The 20,742-nt window shown below is 59.4% G+C and carries 20 protein-coding genes and 2 tRNA genes; 9 read left to right on the top strand and 13 right to left on the bottom strand.

Going from position 1 to position 20,742, the window contains the following annotated elements; genetic code table 11:
• Positions 1-4: 4 nt before the first annotated feature.
• Together rnhA and H2Z84_RS10360 are read right to left on the bottom strand one after the other, a co-directional pair.
• On the bottom strand, positions 5-448 hold the full coding sequence (gene rnhA / locus H2Z84_RS10355) for a ribonuclease HI (RefSeq protein WP_124642787.1): 444 nt from the start codon (positions 446-448) through the stop codon (positions 5-7).
• Between the two features lie 43 nt (positions 449-491).
• Positions 492-1,256: a class I SAM-dependent methyltransferase gene (locus H2Z84_RS10360; protein WP_181835924.1), complete on the bottom strand. Its 765-nt coding sequence runs from the start codon at positions 1,254-1,256 to the stop codon at positions 492-494.
• A gap of 20 nt (positions 1,257-1,276) precedes the next feature.
• Between H2Z84_RS10360 and gloB the strand changes: the two genes are divergently transcribed.
• Together gloB and H2Z84_RS10370 are read left to right on the top strand one after the other, a co-directional pair.
• Positions 1,277-2,035 (top strand): hydroxyacylglutathione hydrolase, encoded by a 759-nt coding sequence (gloB, locus tag H2Z84_RS10365; RefSeq protein ID WP_181835925.1) that lies wholly within the window; start codon positions 1,277-1,279, stop codon positions 2,033-2,035.
• A gap of 293 nt (positions 2,036-2,328) precedes the next feature.
• Complete coding sequence (locus H2Z84_RS10370) at positions 2,329-4,149, top strand: lytic transglycosylase (RefSeq protein ID WP_258869367.1); 1,821 nt, start codon at positions 2,329-2,331, stop codon at positions 4,147-4,149.
• 73 nt (positions 4,150-4,222) lie between these two features.
• Here H2Z84_RS10370 and dtd read toward each other — a convergent pair whose 3' ends face one another.
• Complete coding sequence (gene dtd, locus H2Z84_RS10375; RefSeq protein WP_181835927.1) at positions 4,223-4,675, bottom strand: D-aminoacyl-tRNA deacylase; 453 nt, start codon at positions 4,673-4,675, stop codon at positions 4,223-4,225.
• Positions 4,676-4,726: 51 nt separating this feature from the next.
• Between dtd and H2Z84_RS10380 the strand changes: the two genes are divergently transcribed.
• Both H2Z84_RS10380 and yaaA read left to right on the top strand, forming a co-directional pair.
• Positions 4,727-5,566, top strand: a complete 840-nt coding sequence (locus H2Z84_RS10380) for a PhzF family phenazine biosynthesis protein (protein ID WP_181835928.1) — start codon at positions 4,727-4,729, stop codon at positions 5,564-5,566.
• A gap of 51 nt (positions 5,567-5,617) precedes the next feature.
• Positions 5,618-6,391, top strand: a complete 774-nt coding sequence (yaaA, locus tag H2Z84_RS10385; RefSeq protein WP_181835929.1) for a peroxide stress protein YaaA — start codon at positions 5,618-5,620, stop codon at positions 6,389-6,391.
• 25 nt (positions 6,392-6,416) lie between these two features.
• On the opposite strand, the gene H2Z84_RS10390 is transcribed toward yaaA, so the two are convergent.
• The 6 genes from H2Z84_RS10390 to H2Z84_RS10415 form a co-directional block, all read right to left on the bottom strand.
• Entirely contained in the window at positions 6,417-7,412 is a 996-nt protein-coding gene (locus H2Z84_RS10390) for a 2-hydroxyacid dehydrogenase (RefSeq protein WP_181835930.1), read from the bottom strand.
• A gap of 185 nt (positions 7,413-7,597) precedes the next feature.
• Positions 7,598-7,674: transfer RNA gene (locus H2Z84_RS10395), tRNA-Met, on the bottom strand.
• Between the two features lie 397 nt (positions 7,675-8,071).
• Positions 8,072-8,692, bottom strand: a complete 621-nt coding sequence (locus H2Z84_RS10400) for a VC0807 family protein (RefSeq protein WP_181835931.1) — start codon at positions 8,690-8,692, stop codon at positions 8,072-8,074.
• Between the two features lie 149 nt (positions 8,693-8,841).
• Positions 8,842-9,027: a hypothetical protein gene (locus H2Z84_RS10405; protein ID WP_059286504.1), complete on the bottom strand. Its 186-nt coding sequence runs from the start codon at positions 9,025-9,027 to the stop codon at positions 8,842-8,844.
• 232 nt (positions 9,028-9,259) lie between these two features.
• The gene (gene metG / locus H2Z84_RS10410; RefSeq protein WP_181835932.1) at positions 9,260-11,317 is read right to left on the bottom strand and encodes a methionine--tRNA ligase; all 2,058 of its coding nucleotides are present in this window, start codon (positions 11,315-11,317) and stop codon (positions 9,260-9,262) included.
• 145 nt (positions 11,318-11,462) lie between these two features.
• On the bottom strand, positions 11,463-12,722 hold the full coding sequence (locus H2Z84_RS10415) for an MFS transporter (RefSeq protein ID WP_181835933.1): 1,260 nt from the start codon (positions 12,720-12,722) through the stop codon (positions 11,463-11,465).
• 306 nt (positions 12,723-13,028) lie between these two features.
• Between H2Z84_RS10415 and apbC the strand changes: the two genes are divergently transcribed.
• Genes apbC through H2Z84_RS10435 form a run of 4 tightly spaced genes read left to right on the top strand, consistent with a single transcriptional unit; the run spans position 13,029 to position 15,695 of the window.
• Positions 13,029-14,183, top strand: coding sequence for an iron-sulfur cluster carrier protein ApbC (gene apbC / locus H2Z84_RS10420; protein WP_309545468.1), 1,155 nt, complete (start codon positions 13,029-13,031; stop codon positions 14,181-14,183).
• Positions 14,184-14,199: 16 nt separating this feature from the next.
• On the top strand, positions 14,200-14,970 hold the full coding sequence (gene murI, locus H2Z84_RS10425; RefSeq protein WP_220272787.1) for a glutamate racemase: 771 nt from the start codon (positions 14,200-14,202) through the stop codon (positions 14,968-14,970).
• Between the two features lie 3 nt (positions 14,971-14,973).
• The gene (locus tag H2Z84_RS10430) at positions 14,974-15,426 is read left to right on the top strand and encodes a ribonuclease domain-containing protein (protein WP_181835935.1); all 453 of its coding nucleotides are present in this window, start codon (positions 14,974-14,976) and stop codon (positions 15,424-15,426) included.
• A complete protein-coding gene (locus H2Z84_RS10435) occupies positions 15,417-15,695 on the top strand; it encodes a barstar family protein (protein ID WP_220272788.1) in 279 nt (92 codons plus the stop codon). The genes H2Z84_RS10430 and H2Z84_RS10435 overlap by 10 nt, the downstream gene beginning before the upstream one ends.
• A gap of 178 nt (positions 15,696-15,873) precedes the next feature.
• On the opposite strand, the gene H2Z84_RS10440 is transcribed toward H2Z84_RS10435, so the two are convergent.
• Positions 15,874-17,025: a pyridoxal phosphate-dependent aminotransferase gene (locus H2Z84_RS10440; RefSeq protein ID WP_181835936.1), complete on the bottom strand. Its 1,152-nt coding sequence runs from the start codon at positions 17,023-17,025 to the stop codon at positions 15,874-15,876.
• A gap of 242 nt (positions 17,026-17,267) precedes the next feature.
• On the opposite strand from H2Z84_RS10440, the gene H2Z84_RS10445 reads away from it, so the two are divergent.
• Positions 17,268-17,357: transfer RNA gene (locus H2Z84_RS10445), tRNA-Ser, on the top strand.
• Between the two features lie 222 nt (positions 17,358-17,579).
• On the opposite strand, the gene H2Z84_RS10450 is transcribed toward H2Z84_RS10445, so the two are convergent.
• The 3 genes from H2Z84_RS10450 to H2Z84_RS10460 all read right to left on the bottom strand — a co-directional run bounded on the left by H2Z84_RS10450 (position 17,580) and on the right by H2Z84_RS10460 (position 20,648).
• A protein-coding gene (locus H2Z84_RS10450) for an IS3 family transposase (protein ID WP_181835937.1) occupies positions 17,580-18,700 on the bottom strand; the annotation gives its coding sequence in 2 pieces (ribosomal slippage) (positions 17,580-18,442 and positions 18,442-18,700; 1,122 coding nt in all).
• A 271-nt stretch (positions 18,701-18,971) separates the two neighbouring features.
• Positions 18,972-19,154 carry a hypothetical protein gene (locus H2Z84_RS10455; protein ID WP_181835938.1) on the bottom strand — a complete coding sequence of 61 codons (183 nt, stop codon included), beginning with the start codon at positions 19,152-19,154 and terminating at the stop codon, positions 18,972-18,974.
• A 42-nt stretch (positions 19,155-19,196) separates the two neighbouring features.
• Entirely contained in the window at positions 19,197-20,648 is a 1,452-nt protein-coding gene (locus H2Z84_RS10460; RefSeq protein ID WP_181835939.1) for an efflux transporter outer membrane subunit, read from the bottom strand.
• Positions 20,649-20,742: the final 94 nt, after the last annotated feature.

The following is a 20,742-nucleotide window of genomic DNA, read 5'->3' on the forward strand; positions in this document are numbered from 1 at the left end:
GGATTTACAGCGTGTCGACGCCACGGTTGGCCAACTGGTCGGCGCGTTCGTTGAATTCATGGCCGGCGTGGCCCTTGACCCAGCGCCACTCGACATGGGCATGGCGGTTGCGTTCAGCATCCAGTGCCTGCCACAGGTCGGCATTCTTGACGGGTTCCTTGGCGGCAGTTTTCCAGCCACGGGCCTTCCAGCCGTGGATCCACTCGGAAATGCCTTTCTGCACATATTGCGAGTCGGTGTAGACCACCACACTGCAGGGCCGGTTCAATGCTTCCAGTGCACGAATCACCGCCAGCAGCTCCATGCGGTTATTGGTGGTACCGCGCTCACCACCAAACAATTCCTTTTCCTTGCCCTTGAAACGCAGCAGCGCACCCCAGCCGCCAGGGCCAGGGTTACCCTTGCAAGCACCATCGGTATAAATCTCAACGCGATCTTCAGTTGTCATGTGTCTCTAGTCAGTTCCGCCCCGTCCTGCCGACCGGGCATGGTCATTCTTTGTGCTCTCCCGCACACCGGCTAGGAGTGGCGGCTTGTTTGTGCGTAGGATGGCGCTCGTTACCGCCGGCCACCACCAGCCCCTGTGCCGACTTGGCGGTTTTCCATTTTGGGGTAATCAGCCGCATGCCGCGTTGACGCTTGATGGCTTCAATACCATACACGCCGGCAGCCAGCGGCCACCATTTATCACCCGCCCGCTCCAGGAAGCCAAAGCGCTCCAGCCAGTCGTGCTGTGAAACGGGGGGGGCATAAGCCATGAAACAGCCGGCGACCGGTTCCAGATCCAGCAATTTCAGCCAGTCGCGAATGCGGATCAGCGGGAAAAAATTGCCACGCCACGGCGTGTCTGCCCGCCCTTGTATCAGGCGACGTACCCCCCACAAGGACACCGGATTGAAACCGGTCATCAGCAGACGCCCTTCCGGCACCAGCACTCTTTCCACCTCGCGCAGTACCTGATGCGGCTCGGTGGTAAAATCCAGCAAATGCGGCATGACCAGCAGATCGAGGCTGCGCGATTCGAATGGCAACTGCGCCGGATGGCAGATAATCTGCGCTGCCTCACCGCTTTCGGCAGCCCGGCATTGCCAGGGAATGCGGTTAGCCGCCAGAAAATCCACCTCTGGCAAGCCCACCTGCACCGCATGAAAACCAAAAATATCGGCAACAGCCCGATCGAAAAACGCCTGTTCGCACTCCAGCAGGTAATGTCCCAGTTCGGTCGTGGCCAGCCACGTGGAAAACGCTTGCATCATTGAAGGAGTCCGATCCGACCATGTTTACCATTACCCCCGTTCGGGCATTTGCCGACAATTATATCTGGGTTTTGCAGCAGGGCACCGGCGCACTTGCAGTTGATCCGGGCGACGCGGCACCGCTGATTGCCTTTCTGGAGCACGGCGGTCTGGCGCTGCAGGGCATTTTGATCACCCATCACCATGCCGACCACTGTGGCGGGCTGGCCGAGCTGTTGCAGCGCTGGCCACAGGCCAAGGTTTACGGCCCGGCCGGCATCAGCGGCGTGAATCAGCCCGTTGCGGAAGGCGAACAGGTCGACTGGCAGGGCTATCAGTTCGAGGTATTGGCATTACCAGGCCACACATTGGACCACCTGGCTTATTACGGCCATGGCCAGCTGTTTTGCGGTGACACCCTGTTCGGAGCAGGCTGTGGCCGGCTGTTTGAAGGCAGCCCGGCCCAGATGCTGTCCTCGCTGGACAAGCTAGCCGCGCTGCCGGATACCACCCGGTTTTACCCGGCACACGAGTACACCTTGTCCAACCTCAAGTTTGCGCAGGCAGTTGAGCCGGACAATGACGAAATACAGCTGCGTCAGTTGTTGGATCAAAAGCAGATCGCCATGGGTTTGCCCACGCTGCCAACCGAGCTGGGACTGGAAAAAACCACCAATCCCTTCATGCGCTGCGGCAAACCAGCGGTACAACAGCAGGCCAGCCGACAGGCCGGACATACGCTGCAAGACCGCCTGCAGGTGTTCACGGTGTTGCGCGAATGGAAGAACAACTTCCGCTGACATGCATTCCGGGTAGATCATTCTTGCGAAAAGGCTGGCTGCCAACCTTTATTAAATATATCGACTCATTCAAGCAAAGCTCATGAAATGATTTGCCTTTTTCGATTGACACACCCTTGGGGGGTGTTTAGCATCGGCCGAGATCAGAATTCCGGGCTGGCCAAATGAAAAGAATTACACCATTGGCACTTTCGTTGTCATTTGCATTTTCCGTTTCATCCCTGGCACATGCCGACTCAGGGGCATTCAGACAATCAGTCGGCGTCGACGAAGCCCAGGCTGCCGGCCTGGACATGATGCTGCTGAACTCCACCCTGCTACGCAATGGCGACAATGTGTGGGAGCGTGCGCGCGAAGGCTTCCAGCTGACTGAAGTCAACGCCGACATCGTCCGCAAGCAGGAACGCCTCTACAGCAGCAAGCCCGAATACTTCAAACGCATGCTGGACCGCAGCCACAAATACCTGTTTCACATCATGAATGAAGTGGAACGCCGTGGCATGCCAACCGAAATCGCCTTCTTGCCGGTGGTAGAAAGTGCTTTTGTCCCCACTGCCAACTCACCGGTAGGTGCAGCGGGTCTGTGGCAGTTCATGCCGGCTACCGGCCGCCATTACGGCCTGGAACAGACCTGGTGGTACGATGGCCGCCGCGATGTCATGGAAGCCACCCGCGCCGCCCTGGATTATCTGCAGAATCTGTATGCGCAGTTCGGCGACTGGAATCTGGCTCTGGCCGCCTACAACTGGGGCGAGGGCAATCTGGCACGCGCCATTGCCCGCGCCCAGGCCGCAGGTCTTGAGCCGACCTACGAAAACATCAAGATGCCGAATGAAACGCGCAATTACGCTCCCAAGCTGATTGCCGTGCGCAACATTCTCAGCCAACCAGAAAAATACGGCGTCAAGCTGGATAAATTCCCCAACAAGCCCTACTTCATCGCGGTGTCCACTGGTCGTCATATGGACATCGATGTAGCCGCCAAGATGGCGGGTATTTCTGTTGCCGAATTCAAGGAACTGAACCCCGCCTTCAATCTGCCGGTATATGCCCATAAACCGGGCCGGCAAATGTTGATTCCGCTGTCCAAGGCCGACAAGTTCGATTACAACCTGTCGCACTGGAACAAACCCCTGCTCAGCTGGCAGGTTTACACGCCGTCGGCTGATGAAAATGTCGCCAGCGTGGCCGAACGCTATGGCATGAGCTCGGCAGAGCTGCAAAACGTCAACAAGGTGGGTTCGCGTAACCTGACCGCCGGCCGCCCGGTACTGGTTGCCTTGCGCGGCAAGACTGATGGTGCCAGCCCACTGGACGCTGGCGATGGCAATCTGGGTGATGGCAGCAGCCTGATTGCCTCTGCTCCTGCCCCGGCATCGACGACTCAGGTCGTTGCCAACAAGCTTGAGACTCAAACTATTGCCAGTGCAGCCCCAGCCAGCGTCGCCAAACCCTTGGAAGTCAGCACCAGCACGGTTGCCGTAGCACCGGTGAACGTAGCCACGCTGCCAGTTACCAACACGGTTGCAGCGGCTGAGCCGACCATCATTGCCGATAGCACACCGGCAAAACCGATCGTGAGCGCAGCGCCTGCTGCGACGACCAAACCGGTCTTGCTGGCCAAGGCTGAGGCACCCAACCTGCCCTCCAGCACCACCCCGCCGCCCAAGCCGCTGGAAGCCCGTCTGGCCAGCGTCAATCCGGCAGCTAGCCAGCACACCGTTGCCAGTGGCGATACCCTGTTCAATATTGCGCGCCGCTACAATGTCAGCGTGGCAGACCTGAAAGCCTTCAACAATATGGCGGACAACACCGTCAAGTTGGGTCAGGTCATCAAGGTGAAGGGTAATCCGCTGGCAGCCAATACCATGCTGGCCGAAGCTGTGCCGGTACCCAGTGCGCAGGATGAGGCGCTGGTCAAAGTCAGCAGCAGCATGGCTCAGGCCACCGGAGCGGTACCGGCCGAATACGTGGTACAACGTGGCGATACCGTTTACAGCATTGCCCGCCGCTTTGGTGTGAATCACGCCGATATCCAGCGCTGGAACGATGCCAACCAGTTGACCCGCCTGCAACCGGGCCAGCGCGTACGCATCGAAACCCAGGGCCTGTAATTCACCGGGTTCTGCCAATGAAAAACCCGCTACTGCGGGTTTTTTCTTGCCTGCCATCAGAGCACTGCAGCGCTTACTCGGGTTCGCGGCTGTCCAGCAAAATGGTCACCGGCCCGTCATTGACCAGTGCAACCTGCATGTCCGCCCCAAATATTCCCGTCGGCACCGCACAGCCGATTGCCTGGCTCAGGCTGGCAACAAACTGGTCAAATATAGGCCGGGAAATATCACCACGGGCGGCACGGCTATACGAAGGTCGATTGCCTTTGCGAGTTGAGGCAAACAGGGTGAACTGGCTGACCGCCAGCACCTCAGCCCCCTTTTCCTGCAGGGAAAGATTCATCACCCCGGCGGCATCATTGAAAATGCGCAACTGGCTGATCTTGCGCACCAGCCAGTCGATATCCTGCTGGCCATCCACCTCCTCCACCCCCACCAGCAACAGCAACCCTGCGCCAATCTCACCGCACACCTCGCCGGCAACCGTCACGCTTGCTTCGCTTACCCGTTGAACAACGACCCGCATGCCCACATCTCCTAGAATCTGACGTGTCATTCTACCCGGTGGGAGCCTGTGATGAATATTCTGAAGATTGCCGCCTTTTCCGATGGCGACAAGGGTGGCAACCCGGCCGGAGTGGTGATCCAGCCCAGCCTGCCCAGTGACGACGAGATGCAAGGCATTGCCGCCCAGCTTGGCTTCTCGGAAACCGTATTTGCCATGCCACAAGGCCAGGGCTGGCGGGTACGCTATTTTTCACCCGAAGCAGAAGTCCCGTTTTGCGGCCATGCCACCATTGCACTGGGTGCCGCGCTGGCCATGCAATACGGCAATGGGGATTTCCCCCTACAACTGAATCAGGCCAGCATCAGCGTCAGTGGCCACTACCAGGCAGGCCAGCTCAGCGCAGCCCTGCAATCCCCACCGACACGCAGTACAGCGGCACCGGCAGCCTTGCTGCAAGAAGCACTCACCCTGTTCGGACTTGGCTCCAACCAGCTCTGCCCGACACTGCCACCAGCCCTGATCCATGCCGGAGCCGATCACCTGCTGCTGGCCGTGCAAGAGCGCGCCACCCTGTCCGCCATGCGCTATTCGCTGGAAGCAGGACGCGACCTGATGCGCCGTGCCGGACTCACCACCATCCTGCTGCTGTGGGCAGAAAACCGGCAACGCTTTCACAGCCGCAATGCCTTTGCTGCAGGCGGCGTCTATGAAGATCCGGCTACCGGTGCGGCCACGGCAGCACTGGCCGGTTATCTGCGCGATATTGGCTGGGAGCATGGCGGCCATATCGAAGTAGTACAGGGTGAGGACATGGGGCAGCGCTCCTGCCTGCAGGCCACGATCCCGGCAGAAAAAGGCAGTTCCATCCGCGTGTCCGGCACTGCCAGGCTCATGGAGCCAAGGCGCTGAGCGGCTGTCTCCGCTACAATCCCACCCTACCCCGCTGCAAGGATTCGCCTCATGTTGATGGTACTCTCCCCGGCCAAAACGCTGGACTACACTACCCCACCGCACACCACACGCCATAGTCAGCCGGATTTTCTGGTCGACAGCCAGCAACTGATCACGGTATTACGCGAAAAAAGCCCGGCAGATATTGCCCGCCTGATGAGCATCAGCGATGCGCTGGCCACCCTGAATGTGGGCCGCTATCACGACTGGACTCCCGATTTCACGCCTGACAATGCCAAGCAAGCCGTGCTGGCCTTCATGGGCGATGTTTACGAGGGACTGGATGCGGCCAGCCTGAACGAAACACAGCTGGATTATCTGCAAAACCATCTGCGCATCCTGTCCGGGCTGTATGGTCTGCTGCGCCCGCTGGACCTGATGCAAGCCTACCGGCTGGAGATGGGAACACGGCTGGCCAATCCACGCGGTGCCAACTTGTATGCATTCTGGGGCGAACGCATTACGCAGGCGCTGAATCAGCTGCTGGATGCAGAAGATAACCCGACACTAATCAACCTGGCTTCCGACGAATATTTCAAATCGGTCAAACCGGCCCAATTGCATGGCCGGCTGATCACGCCGGTATTCCAGGACTTCAAGAACGGCCAGTATAAGATCATCAGCTTCTACGCCAAACAGGCACGTGGCCTGATGGCGCGCTGGGCAGCCCTGCATGCAGTAGACACCCCTGAAGCACTGCAGGACTTCAATCTGGGTGGCTACCGGTTTGATACAGCCGAATCAGACAGCCAGCGCTGGGTATTTCGCCGCCAGCTTGCCTGACCCCGGCCTAGCTGCCACTAGCCCCTCAGTTTCCCACCTTGTTGGCCAGCACCTGCCCCTGCTCAAATGCCGTGGCGTTGGCCAGCGTGGTTTCCGCGATATTGTCCAGCGCCTCCCGGGTAAGAAAGCCTTGGTGCGCAGTGACCAGCACATTGGGGAAGGTCAGCAAGCGTGCCAGCTGGTCATCCTGCAGGCCGACTTCAGAGTGGTTTTCAAAAAACACCCCCTCCTCCATCTCATAAACATCCAGCCCTACCCCGGCCAGCCGGCCATCCTTCAAGGCTGCGATCAGGGCCGTCGTTTCCACCAGCGCTCCACGACTGGTATTGATCAACACTGCACCGCTTTTCATGCCTGCCAGTGCATCGGCATTGATCATGTGCTGGGTTTGCGGTGTCAGCGGCAAATGCAGGCTGACCACATCGCACTCCTGTAGCAAACGCGCCATCGACACATATTCAAAACCCAGTTGCTGGTCCAGCCCGGCCTGGGGATAAACATCGAAGGCCAGTACGCGCATGCCAAAGCCCTTGGCAATGGCAATGGTGGCCTGCCCGATGCGCCCGGTACCTACCACCCCGATGGTCTTGCGGTATAGGTCGAAGCCCACCAGACCATCCAGTGAAAAATCCATTTCGCGCACCCGCACATAGGACTTGTGAATCCGCCGCACCACGGCCAAGAGCAGGGCAAAAGCATGCTCGGCCACCGCATGCGGCGAATAGGCCGGCACCCGGGTCACCACGATGCCGTGCTGCTGACAGGCCGCCAGATCCACGCCATTGAAGCCGGCACAACGCAAGGTGATCAAACGCACGCCACGCTGCGCCAGACGGGCAATCACTTCGACATCGAGCCTGTCATTGACAAAGGGGCAGACCGCATCAACGTCATGCACCAGATCCAGCGTGTCCTGATTAAGCCGGGGCTCGAAATAGCTCAAATGATGGCCAAACTGCTGGTTGGCAAGATCCAGGCTTTGACGGTCGTAATTTTTGGTATCGAAAACAGCGATGCGCATGGTGCTTGTCGCCTGAAAGTGGGAGGGCTTTCAGTATAGCGCGGGCAAAGCGCGGCCCCGAGGCCTGAAATACCGCAAGACAGCTGCCAGACGCTGCTAGCAAATAGCAGGCGCTACAATGCAAAAACCCCGTCAAGCATGGCTTGATCGGGGTTTTTACTACCGTGCAGCAAGCTGCAGGGAATTGGTTGCGGGAGCAGGATTCGAACCTACGACCTTCGGGTTATGAGCCCGACGAGCTACCAGACTGCTCCATCCCGCGTCAGTGTTCTGTCGCTGTCTTCTGCGCTGTTTCTTCAGAAGAGGAGTGAATAGTACCTGCCATGGCCGGCAGCGTCAACACTTTCTTAAAATAAATTTAATATGCCACGGGAATCATTTGTAAAACTTATTAACATTTAGCGGCTTGCCTGACACATCTCCTCAATACGGCTGGCCTAAAGTAGCCAATGTGTTACCGCCAGTCACTTCTGCCCCATGAGTGGCTGGCCGCTTGCAGCACACCCCGTCGACTTCCCCGAGAGGCGAACGTGTTGCAGACAGGTAGCCAGTGCAGTTTGAATCGTACTGCGCCAGCTCAGGCGAAGTGCAGCGCGTATTCTCCTAAGTGTTCATCACGGAAATTTTGGGCCGCCGTTTGGCGGCCCCTTTTTTTGCCTTCAGAATGGCAAGGCACGGCCCTGTCCATGCAAGCGCTGCCGACCAAGCCAGGTTAGTCCAATCAGCAAGGCCATGATTCCATAGCTGACAAAGGGCGAAAGCAGCAAAAAGCTGTCCACCGATAGCTGCCAGATCATGGCGGCTCGAATCAATGCTTCCAGAGTCAGCCCCCACCCCCACAAACCAGTCATGCGCCGGATCGCCTGACGAAAGGCCGGCTCTTGCCAGCGCTGGATAAAACGCGCCCGCCCATCGGCCGACTCGCGCACAACCGTGGCCAGCGCCAGATGGTAAACCAGCGGCCGAGCTGTCAGCAGCGACAGCAGGAAAACCACGCCAAACAGGCCCGACAGCAAGGACTCCCGCATCAGCAGGACACGTGGGCTTCCTCCCAGCAACATCACCAGCAAGGACAGCACAATACCGCCGACGACCAGCAGGCTGAGAGCATCAATGCGGCGAAAACGCAGTAGTTCGACCACGCTCCACAGAATGGGCGGCAGCGCAGACACCATCAGTGCAATGCTTTCCCCCCACGGGGCTAGCGCCCAGCGATAGCACAACCAGGGCAGTAGAAAATTGCAGACCAGTTCAGGCAGCAGTTTGAACAAACGGGACATGAGTACGTTACAGGTAAAAAATCGATGATAGGGTAGAAGCCATGCCAGCGACCAGCAGCGGGCAGGAGGTCCATAAAGCAAAACCCCGCCGACGGCGGGGTTGTGTTGTCTGTGTACTGACCGGCTTGGGCGGTCAGTCGGTACTGCAATTATGCGGCGGCGTGGATGAAACCGTTGGCCGGATAAAAGGCGCTGGCAAGACCCAGCACGGATTGGAAAGTGACTTCGAACATCTTGCCAACCTGGCGAATGCTGACGACGGTGTAGTGGACGATATCGCCACTGTCTTTATGCTCAAGAACGGTATAACCCGGTTGCAATTGAGAGATTTTCATTTAGGTATTTCCTTATTTTTTTTATCATTGCGACAAAATTTTTAGTTTGATCTAAAGGTTTAACACGTTATTGACAAATTAGCCAACAATAAAGTTCCGTATCGCGCTGATGAAGCACTGTAACAGCGACAAATGACACATTCGTGACGAATTTCCGGCAAGAATGCTACAAAAAACAAAGCCCTGCCGATACTGAATCGGCAGGGCTTTGAGCTTGGTACTGGTGTAGAGCTTAAGCGATACGCATGCCCGGTACCGCGCCCTGGTCCACATCCAGCAGGAACAGACCGCTATTGTCGTCGGCACCAGAGGCGCAGACGATCATGCCTTGCGACACGCCAAAGCGCATCTTGCGTTCGGCCAGATTGGCCACCACCACCACATTGCGGCCCACCAGTTTTTCCGGCTCCTGATAGGCAGCGCGGATGCCTGAGAAAATATTGCGCTGTTCAAAACCCAGATCCACGGTGAACTGCAGCAGCTTGTCCGAACCTTCCACGAAATTGCAGGCGAGTACCTTACCGATGCGCAGGTCCACCTTGGCAAAGTCGTCAATCTTGATGGTGTCGGCCAGCGGCTCGTAAGTAGCAGCCGGAGTGTTGGCAGTTGCTTGCATATTCTGTTTGTTTGCTTCGATCAGTTTGTCGATCAGCGCCGGGTCGATGCGTTGCATCAGGTGCTGATAGGTGTTGATGGTTTTGCCCAAGAGCAGGCTTTCGGCATCAGCCCAGCTCAGCGCGGCCACGCCCAGGAAGGCTTCCACGCCTTCGGCCAGCTTGGGCAGTACCGGCTTGAGGTAGATGGTAAGCAGGCGGAAGGCATTAAGCAGCACGGTGCAGACTTCCTGCAGGCGTGCATCCTGCCCTTCCTGCTTGGCCAGCTCCCACGGCTTGTTGGCATCGACATAGGCATTCACCTCGTCGGCCAGCGCCATCACGTCGCGCAAGGCCTTGGCGTATTCGCGCGCTTCAAACGCAGCGGCCAGTTCGGCGGCGGCGGCCTGCAGCTTGTGCAGGATGGCGGTGTCAGCCACGCTGTCGGCCAGCTTGCCGGCAAAGCGCTTGCTGATGAAACCGGCAGAGCGGCTGGCGATATTGATGTATTTGCCGACCAGGTCGGAGTTGACGCGGGCGACGAAGTCATTGAGGTTGAGGTCGATGTCTTCAATGCGGCCATTCAGCTTGGCCGCCATGTAATAGCGCATCCATTCCGGGTTCAGGCCGCAGTCCAGATAGCTCTTGGCCTGGATGAAGGTGCCGCGCGACTTGGACATCTTCTGCCCGTCCACGGTGAGGAAGCCGTGGGCAAACACACCGGTGGGCACGCGCATGCCGGAGTACTGCAGCATGGCGGGCCAGAACAGGGCGTGGAAATACAGGATGTCCTTGCCGATGAAGTGATACATCTCGGCATCCGAGCCCGGCTTGAACCAGGCATCAAAATCGATGCCCTTGCTGTCGCACAGGTTCTTGAAGCTGGCCATATAGCCAATCGGCGCGTCCAGCCACACATAGAAGTACTTGCCCGGGGCATCAGGAATCTCGAAACCGAAATATGGCGCATCGCGGCTGATGTCCCAGTCTTGCAGGCCGCCTTCGATCCACTCGTTCATCTTGTTGAGTGACTCGGGCTGCAAGTGCGGCTGGCTCACGCCATCGGCACGGGTGGTGCTGCCGCTGGTCCAGCCTTTGAGGAAATCAGCACACTCGCCCAGACGGAAGAAATAGTGCTCGGAGGTTTTCAGTACCGGCTTGGCACCGGATACCGCCGAGTAGGGGTTCTTCAGCTCGGTCGGGTTATAGGTGGCACCGCACACTTCACAGTTATCACCGTACTGGTCCTTGGCCGCGCACTTGGGGCATTCGCCCTTGACGAAGCGGTCCGGCAGGAACATCTGCTTTTCCGGGTCGAACAGCTGCTCGATGGTGCGGCTGGAAATCTTGTCATCGGCGCGCAGGGCTTTGTACACCTGCTCGGCAAAGGCTTTGTTTTCCGGGCTGTTGGTACTGTAGTAGTTGTCGTGACCGATCAGGAAACCCTGCGAATCGGCCAGATGCAGTTCGCGCACGGCATCCACCAGCTGGGTGGGGGTGATGCCCTGCTTTTCGGCGGCTAGCATGATGGGCGCGCCGTGGGTGTCGTCGGCACACACGTAATAGCACTCGTGGCCGCGCATTTTCTGGAAGCGTACCCAGACGTCGGTCTGGATCTGTTCAAGCATATGGCCCAGATGCAGCCCCGCGTTGGCGTAAGGCAGTGCGCTGGTCACCAGAATCTTGCGTTTGCTCATTGGGTGTTCCTGAAGGTAAGCGATCTCAAGCGGTCGATTATAGAGCCGGATGCCGCTGCCGGTCACGGCGCAGATCGGCAAAAAACCCGGTGAACCGCGGCAAAAGCGGGCCAACCGGGTTGATTGGAGAGTACTTCGCAGAAAATCAGCTGTTTTGGGTTTGCAGTTCCGGCGGCAGATAATCTGCCGGTGCGGCACGCTCGGCCATGGCCTGCGGCACGGTACTGCGTGCCAGCTGGACAAACAGCAAGGCGGTGAGCACCGAGCAGGCGGCAAAGCCAGCCATGCCACCCAGCAGGTAGGCCACGCGGAAGATCTCGATACCCAGCGCGTAGCCGGCCATCGACAGCATGCTCATGGACGCCGATACCGTGCCCTTGGCCACCGGGGAAGACATCAGGGCAAAGCGGTAGAGCACGCCAAAGCTGAGGCCTTCGCCAAAGCTCATCAGGCTCATGCCGGCTACCATCAGCCATACCGGCTCTGCAGCAAACAGCACACCGCCCAGCATCAGCAGCAGGCCACTGACGATAGGCCCCATGCCAACAAATACCGAGCGGCCCAGCGGCCAGCGGTCGGCCAGCAGCACCAGCGCGAAATTACCGGCAATCAGGCCGCCGAACACCGGCAGCTGCATCATGCCGTATTGCAGGGTAGTCATGCCCAGGTCCTGCACCAGCAGCACCGGCGACAAGGCAATCCAGCCCATCAAGGGCAGGGCCAGCAAGGGAATGCACAGGGCAGACAGCACAAAGCGGCGCTGGCTGAACAGACGCAGGTAATCACGGCCCATTTGCGACAACGGCAGCTTGTCATGACTGGGTTTTACCGTTTCCGGCATTTTCCAGATCAGGCCCAGCAGCGCAATAAAGGACATAGCCGCAATCACCAGGAAGCAGCTGCGCCACGGGGCGACTTCCACCAGCGCGGCACCGGCCAGCGGGCCAACCAACGGCGCGATCAGCGCCACATTGGCCATCAGCGCCGTTACCTTGACCGCTGCGGTTTCTTCAAACGCCTCTTGCACGGCGGCATAGCCCACGGCATTGATGAAGCACAGCCCCATGCCCTGCAATACACGCAGGGCAATAAAGCTTTCGATGGAATGCACCAGATAGCTGGCGAGGCAGGCCAATACGAAATACGCCACGCCAAACAGCAGCACCGGGCGGCGGCCGATACGGTCCGACAGCGGGCCGGTCAACCAGGGCAGCACAGCTCCGCCGATCAGGAAAGCGGTCATCGAAGTGGGAACCCACGAGGTATTCACCATGAATTCACGGGTGACCTGCAGCATGGCGGGCTGCACCATGTCATTGGCGATATAAACGGCAAATTCGAACAAGACCAGCGCGAGGGGGAACAGCAGATTGGCCGGACTGAGAGAAACATGTTTGGACTGCAATGCAACAACCTTTCTTGATGACAAAGAGCAAAGCCATGGCCTGACAGGGCCGAGCCGGTGCCGGACGACACGCGAAATACGTACCGTGGCGTGAAAAAAAAGGGGCTAATTCTACGCTTATCAAGCGCTTACGGCAAAATCTTTCGAGGTGAAGCAATCAATAACCGCCAGCAACCTGCCACCCTGCGATGGCCATAGCCACTCGGGCAAGGCGGGAGTAACATGCCAGCTGGCGCAACGGGAGCCACGCACCCGTGCTAAAACATAGTAAAATTGTCGGGTATTCCACCCATCCTAATTGCCCCCATGCTCTCCAAACTGACCAAGCTGTTCGGTGCCAAGCCGGACGCAGATAGCGCAGCCGACACCATGACCCTGACCGACGCCCAAGTACTGGAGGCCGTTGCCGGCCTGATCGACGCGAACACCGGTAAAACCTATGCCGCCGCCAAGGCGGTGAAGAACATCCAGATCAGCGCCGAGCAGCTGGCGCTGGACGTGGTTCTCGCCTACCCGGCCGCCAGCCAGTTCGACAGTGTGCGTAGCCAGTTCGAAACCGCGCTGCAAACCATTGCCGCAGGCCGTGCGCTACAGATTACCGTACGCAGCCAGATCACCAGCCATGCTGCCCAGCGCGGCGTACCGCTGCTGCCTGGCGTGAAGAATGTGATTGCGGTCGCCTCCGGCAAGGGTGGCGTGGGCAAATCCACCACCGCCGTCAATCTGGCACTGGCGCTGCAAGCCGAAGGCGCGCGCGTGGGGATTCTGGATGCCGACATCTACGGCCCCTCGCAGCCGCTGATGCTGGGCCTGCAAGGCCAGCGCCCGGAAACCCCAGATGGCAAAAGCCTGCAACCCATTGTCAATTACGGTATCCAAACCATGTCCATCGGCTATCTGGTGGATGCCGACCAGGCCATGGTGTGGCGCGGCCCGATGGTAAGCCAGGCACTGCAGCAATTGCTCAACGATACCCGCTGGGACAATCTGGATTATCTGGTCATCGACATGCCCCCTGGCACCGGTGACATCCAGCTGACGCTATCGCAAAAAGTGCCGGTTACCGGCGCGCTGATCGTCACCACTCCGCAAGACATCGCCCTGCTGGATGCCCGCAAGGGGGTCACCATGTTCCAGAAAGTAGGCGTGCCGATCCTGGGTATGGTGGAAAACATGGCCATTCACATCTGCAGCAACTGCGGCCACGCCGAACACATCTTTGGCGAGGGCGGAGCCGCGCGCATGGCTGCCGACTTTGGTGTGGAAGTGTTGGGCTCGCTGCCGCTGGACATGGGCATTCGCCTGGCAGTGGATGAGGGCAAGCCGACAGTTGCGGCCGATCCCGATGGTGCCATCGCCACCCTGTACAAGGACATTGCACGCAAGCTGGCGGTCAAGGTGGGTGAAAAAGCGCAGGACTTCTCCGGCAAGTTTCCCAAGATCGTCATCCAGAACAACTAAGCACAGCATGATCGCGATGTTCGACTCCGGCCTAGGCGGGCTGTCCATCTGGCGCGCCGTGCACACGGCGCTGCCTGCCTGGCCGATTACCTATCTGGCCGATCAGGCCTACTGCCCCTATGGCGGCCGCAGTAAGGCCGAAATCATCGAACGCAGCCTGAAAATCGGCCACTACCTGCACCAGCAGGGGGCCAGCCTGCTGGTGGTAGCCTGCAACACCGCCACCACGGCAGCCGTGGCGGCACTACGCCAGCAGCTGCCCATTCCCATCGTCGGGGTCGAGCCGGCGATCAAGCCGGCAGCGGCAGCCAGCCGCACCGGCCGCATTGCCGTACTGGCCACTGCGGCCACGCTGGCTAGCGAGCGGGTGCAGTCCTTGCTGGACAAACATGCTGGCGAGGTAGAAGTACTACGCCGGCCGGGGCTGGGCTGGGTGGAACAGGTGGAAGCGGGCGAGCTGGACAGCCCCCTCACCCGCCGCCGCGTGGCCGAGGTCGTCCGCCCGCTCTTGCAGGAAAACATCGACCATATCGCGCTGGGCTGTACGCATTATCCCTTCCTGTCACCGCTGATTCGCGAACTCACCGGCGACAGCATCGCCCTGTACGACCCGGCCGAGGCCATCGCCCGCCGTGTCGATTCGCTGCTGCAACTGCACGGCAGTGACAGCATCGGAGATCATTGCTACCGTTTCATCACCACAGCGGACGACCCGCAAGCGATGGCAGCCATGCTGCCGCTGCTGATCGGCCATGGCTACGCTGTCGAATCCCTGAACCTGGAGTAAATCATGTTGCTACGCCGTGCCATCCCGAGCCTGCTGCTCTGCGCCCTGCTCGCCCCTGCCGCCTGGGCCTTGCCGCAATGCGCCAGCGTCGCCAGCAATGTCAATCAGCAAGTCGGCAACCGGCTGGACGCACGGGAACTGACCACCGTGCTGCAAACCCTGGGGCAAAGCGGCAGGCTGCCGGATCAATTCCTCACCAAGCGCCAGGCGCAACAGGCTGGCTGGCAACCCGGCCGCAGCCTGTGGGCCGTCCCCGGACTGCAAGGCAAGTCGATTGGTGGCGACCGCTTTGGCAATTATGAAAAGCAGCTGCCCAAGGGTCAGTGGCAGGAAGCCGATCTGAACTATAAAGGAGGCAAGCGCGGCGCCTATCGACTGGTGTTCTCGCGCGCCGGCCAGCGTTTTGTCTCTCTCGACCATTACCAGCACTTTATCGAGGTGCCAGCATGTCAGTAAGGATTTGCGAACTTCATCACATCATTTCGCTGGAACAGTTCTATGACGAGCTGACCCGCCAGCTACATCTACCCACGCATTTCGGCCGCAATCTGGATGCGCTGTACGACAGCCTGAGCGCAGATGTCAGCGGCCCCTTCGAAATCATCTGGCGCGATACCGAACAGTCACGCCAGCAACTGGGTGCCGACCTCTACGCCACCCTGCTGGAGATCCTGCAATCGGTGGCGGAAGAACGCGGCGATGTCACCCTGGATATTCATCACTGAAATCACCCGCACCATGCAAAAGGCTGCCACAAAGGCAGCCTTTTTCACATCTGGCACACACAGCGCAACCGCATTAACCCCCCCTCAAACACAGCCCGGATCAAGGCGCACGGACACCAACAGTCCAGCCAACAGGGCAAGGCGGCGCAATAAAGGAGCCGGGCTTTTGTCCGTGGCTCTAAGCCAGGCTGCCAATACGCGCCACGGCCTCAGCCAAACGCTCAATACCGGTGGTATACGCCACCCGCACATGCTGTGCGGCCCGATAACAGCCAAAATCTGCCCCTGGCGTAATGGCGACATTCACCTCCTCCAGTAGCCGTGCACAGTAGGCAAAGCTGTCATCGGTCACCGCACTGACATCCGCATACAGATAAAACGCCCCCTCAGGCTGCACCGGCAGTTTCCAGCCCAGCTGCGGCAAGGCCTGCAACAGGAAATCGCGCCGCCGGCCAAATTCGGCACGACGCTGCTCCAGCTCGGCAATCACCTGCGGCTGGAAAGCCGCCAGTGCCGCGTGCTGCGCCATCGTCGGCGGACACAAAAACAGATTCTGCGCCAGCCGCAACGCTGGTTCCACATAAGCATCCGGCACCACCAGCCAGCCCAGCCGCCAGCCAGTCATCTGGAAATACTTGGAAAAACTGTTGATCACAAACACATCCGGGTCCACCGCCAAGGCCGTGGCAGCATCACAGCCATAGGTCAGACCATGATAAATCTCGTCCACGATCAGGCTGCCACCATGGCGCTTGCAGCTGGCGCTCAGTGCGGCCAGCTCTGCCGCCGTCAACAAGGTGCCAGTCGGATTGGCCGGGCTGGCCACCATGGCCGCCACCGTGCGCTCGGCCCAGGCCGCATCCACATCCCCGGCCAGCAACTGGTAACGGGAATCCGGCCCCACGGCCAGGCAAACCGGCTCACCACCCAGCAAGCTGACAAAATGCCTGTTGCACGGATAAGTCGGGTCGGCCATCAGCACCTGATCGCCCTGGTCCACCAGCAAGGACAAGGCGATCTGCAATGCGCCAGAGGCACCCGGCGTCACAATGATGCGGCGCGCATCCACCGCCACGCCATAACGCTGCAGATAAAATGCCGCAATCGCCTCGCGCAGGGCCGGCAAACCCTGCGCCGCAGTATAAAAAGTATGGCCTTCGCTTAGAGCCTGCCGGCCAGCCTCCACAATGGCTGCCGGCGTGGCAAAGTCCGGCTCGCCCACTTCCAGATGAATCACATCCCTGCCCGCCGCCTGCAAAGCCCGGGCCCGCTCCAGAATGGCCATCACCTGAAACGGCGCAATGTCATTCAGTCTTGTTGATAGTTGCACCACAATCCCCTGTTATGTCGCCAGCGGCAGCACTTGGCGCGCAATGGCTATGCGCCCAGTGTAACAAGCCCACTCCGCCCCCTCCAGCACTGCCCTGCACCCGCCGACATACGGAGGCACTCGCCTGCTAATCTGCAGCCAAAGCCGGTTTCCGTGGCATCACTGTCAAAAACAATCCGCTGCCAGCGACTCAAGCTATTGACAGCTAGCCCGACTAACCATAGAATTCGTCGCTCTGAGTCGGAGAGGTGGCAGAGTGGTCGAATGTACCTGACTCGAAATCAGGCGTACGTGCGAGCGTACCGAGGGTTCGAATCCCTCCCTCTCCGCCAGACCAGACAGCCAAGCCCTTGAGAAATCAAGGGCTTTTTTGTTTTCCTCCTTCCCTGAAAACGCCGTTTTTCTCCCTGACTACCTTCTAATATTTCTACAAATCTTCTAATAAAGCCGTCCACAGCGCATTACAACTCTCTGATTTTCATGAAATTCCCTTCTGAAAATCAATCAGGTACAGTCCTATAGGGACTACTAACGCCCCCGACGCCCCCCCACTTTCAGTAGCAGAGGGCTTTAGAGTCCGGGCTTAATTTACCTGATTTCTCAGCAAGTGATTCGGCATAGGCTGCCGGCGTCAAACCACCCAGTGCTTTCTTCGGCCTTTCATTGTTGTATTCCCTTCGCCAGGCTTCGATAACAACCTGGGCATGGCGCAGGCTGGTGAACCAGTGTTCGTTCAGGCACTCGTCCCGGAAACGTCCGTTAAAGGATTCGATATAAGCGTTCTGATTGGGCTTGCCCGGCTCAATCAGAAAGAGTTGAACCCCACGGGCGTGCGCCCAGCTCAACATCGCACGGCTGCAGAACTCCTTGCCGTTATCGGTCCGGATGGCTTTGGGCAAGCCACGTGTCTTGGCTAGTTGGTCGAGGACGCGCGTCAGATGCAGGCCTCCCATCGCCCGCTCTGGAACAATGGCGACTGCTTCATGCGTGGCATCATCGACCACTGTCAGATTCTTGATAACACGCCCCTCTGCCGTCCGGTCGAACACAAAGTCCATCGACCAGACCTGATTGGCCGCCAAAGGGCGAGCTAGTGGGTGACGGTCTGCCACGGGAATTTTCTTGCGCTTGCGCCGGCGAATTTGCAGACCTGCCTCGGCATAGAGTCGATCTACCCGCTTGTGATTGACCAGCATGCCGCTCTGTCGCAGCTTCAAATAGATCATGCCGGCCCCATAGCGTCGGTGCCGTTGCGCGAGCGCGATGATCTGCGCTTTCAAGGCGGCATTTCGGTCAGTGGCGGGCTGGTAGCGGTATGAGCTGGGGCTCATGTCGGCCAGACATAGCGATCGACGCTCGCTAAGCCCTTTGCCCACAAGATGGCGCACCAGCTCCCGCCGTGACGGTACGCTTACCACTTTTTTCGCAGGGCCTCTTTGGCAATCTCGTTCTCGAGCATGGTCTCGGCCAGGAGCTTCTTCAGCCGTGCGTTCTCAGTTTCCAGCTCCTTGAGACGCTTGGCCTCGGAGACATTCATGCCGCCGAATTTGTTGCGCCAGAGGTAATAGCTGGCTTCCGAGAAGGCGTATTTGCGGCACAACTGTGCAACAGGCATGCCGGCTTCTGCCTCGCGCAGGAAGCCGATGATCTGTTCTTCGGTGAAACGTTTCTTCATGTCCAATCTCCATGTGGGGTTGATTGGACCCTAAAGTCAGGTGCTACTCAATACTGGGGGGACGTCGCCCCCGCTCTTCTTCTCTGCAAAGCATGGTCTGTCCTGCTCCCCGTGGACACTCACTTAAGCTGGATAATCACCGCCAAGGAGTGATGTTCATGAGCAAGATCAGACGTACTGCCGGCTATCGCTCCGTTTGATTACGGCATCCTGAGCGCACCATGCGAAAAAGGCCATGCAATGCATGGCCTTTTATTTTTCAAGCATGGTCTCAGTGATGCTCGCCCGCACGCTGGCGGTTTACCTCGCACGGGGTACCGGCGGTGCAGAAGGCATCATTGGCATTGCGCTGGGCATGTTGCTCAGCCGTCTGACTGGCGGCCTGGGCATCTGCAGCAAAAACCTGGCTGCTGCATGCCAGTAGCAGCAGGATGGGGGTGATGAATTTGCTCATGGGAATTCCTTACGATTGATTGGTTTTTTACTTTGTCGATGTTTACTTTGAACCGCTGTCATCCCAGCTGCCGCCCAGTGCACGGATCAGGCTGAGCGAAGCCAGATAGCGGTCCTGACGGATGCTCAGCGCCTGCCGCCGGATGGTCAGCTCGCTGCGCTGGGCGTCCAGCAATTCCAGCTGTCCGGTCTGGCCATTGCGATAGCGTGAGTCGGCCAGCGCACTAGCGTGGGCTGCACTGTTTACTGCTTGCTGCTGGGCTTCTTCCTGCTGCGCCAGCAGACGGATATCGCTGAGCGAATCCTCTACTTCAGCCAGCGACTGCAGGATGCTGTGGCGATAATCGGCCATGGCCACGTCCATGTCGGCACGGGCCGAACCCAGCAGTGCCTGACGGCGCCCGCCATCAAACAGTGGCAGGGACAGCAAGCCTTCCACCGACCAGGCACGGGCCGACCAGAGGAAGATGTCGCGCAGCTGCGAGCTGGCATAACCACCGGCCGAAGTCAGCGTCAGGTCCGGAAACCAGGCGGCTTGCGCCACCCCGACACGGGTCTGTGCGGCCAGCAGTTTGCGCTGGGCGGCCGCCACATCGGGACGGCGCGCCAGCATGGCGGACGGCAAACCGGCAGGCACCTGCGGCAGGCTGGCATTCCAGCGGGATTCTTCCAGCTGGAAGCTGGATGCAGGCTTGCCCAACAGTACCGCCAGTGCGTTTTCCAGCTGTGCGCGTTGGCGGTCCAGCGCAATGGCTTGCGCGCGGGTGGCCTGACTGTCCGATTCAATACGTGCCAGTGACAGCCCGGACTCCTCCCCGGCCTGATAGCGCTGGCGGGTTAGCTGCGCAGTACGGGCATAGGACTGCACAGTGTCCTGCAGCAGCTGGCGTTGCTGGTCGAGCAGGCGCAGGCTGAAGTAAGTCTGTGCCACCTGGCTGGCAATCAGCAGACGGCTGCCCTGCAGCAGCGCGGCACTGGCTTCGGCATCCAGCGCCGCGGCACGACTGGCCCCGGACAAGCGACCGGCCAGGTCGATTTCATAGCTGAAGCTGGCCCCCAGGCTGGTCAGCTTCACCGGCGTAGTGTTACTGCTGTTCAGCAAGCTGGTGCCGGACGGCCCGGCCCCGGCCTGCGTGCCGCGCGCACTCCCCAGATTGACACCCAACTGCGGCATGCGGTCGGCATCGGCCACGCCCAGTGCGGCGCGGGCCTGTTGCAGACGGGCGGCTGCCGCCGCGAGGTCGGTATTGTGTTGCAGCGCGCTGTCAATCAGCCGGTTCAGCGTGCTGTCCTGATAGGCCAGCCACCAGTCGCCACGCGTGGCGGCATCGGCCGGTGCGGCCAGCGTCCAGCTGCCATCCGCCAGCGGGGCCACTGGTGGGTTCTTGTAGCTGGCCGGGGTGGTTGGCAGCTGGCTGCCATCAATGGCGGGCGGCGTGGCGCAAGCGCTCAGCGCAGCCGCCAGCACCAGGCCCAGTGTGATTTTGTTGATCATCTATCCGCTTCCTTATTCGACATGGTGCTGCTGTAGCGCATGGCCGTGCTCATGCCCCATTGGCGGCTGGGCAATCGGGTCCAGATGCGGCACT

Origin of the sequence: Aquitalea aquatica (assembly GCF_013911085.1) — a bacterium.
In the GTDB taxonomy this organism is placed as follows: Bacteria; Pseudomonadota; Gammaproteobacteria; order Burkholderiales; family Chromobacteriaceae; genus Aquitalea; species Aquitalea aquatica.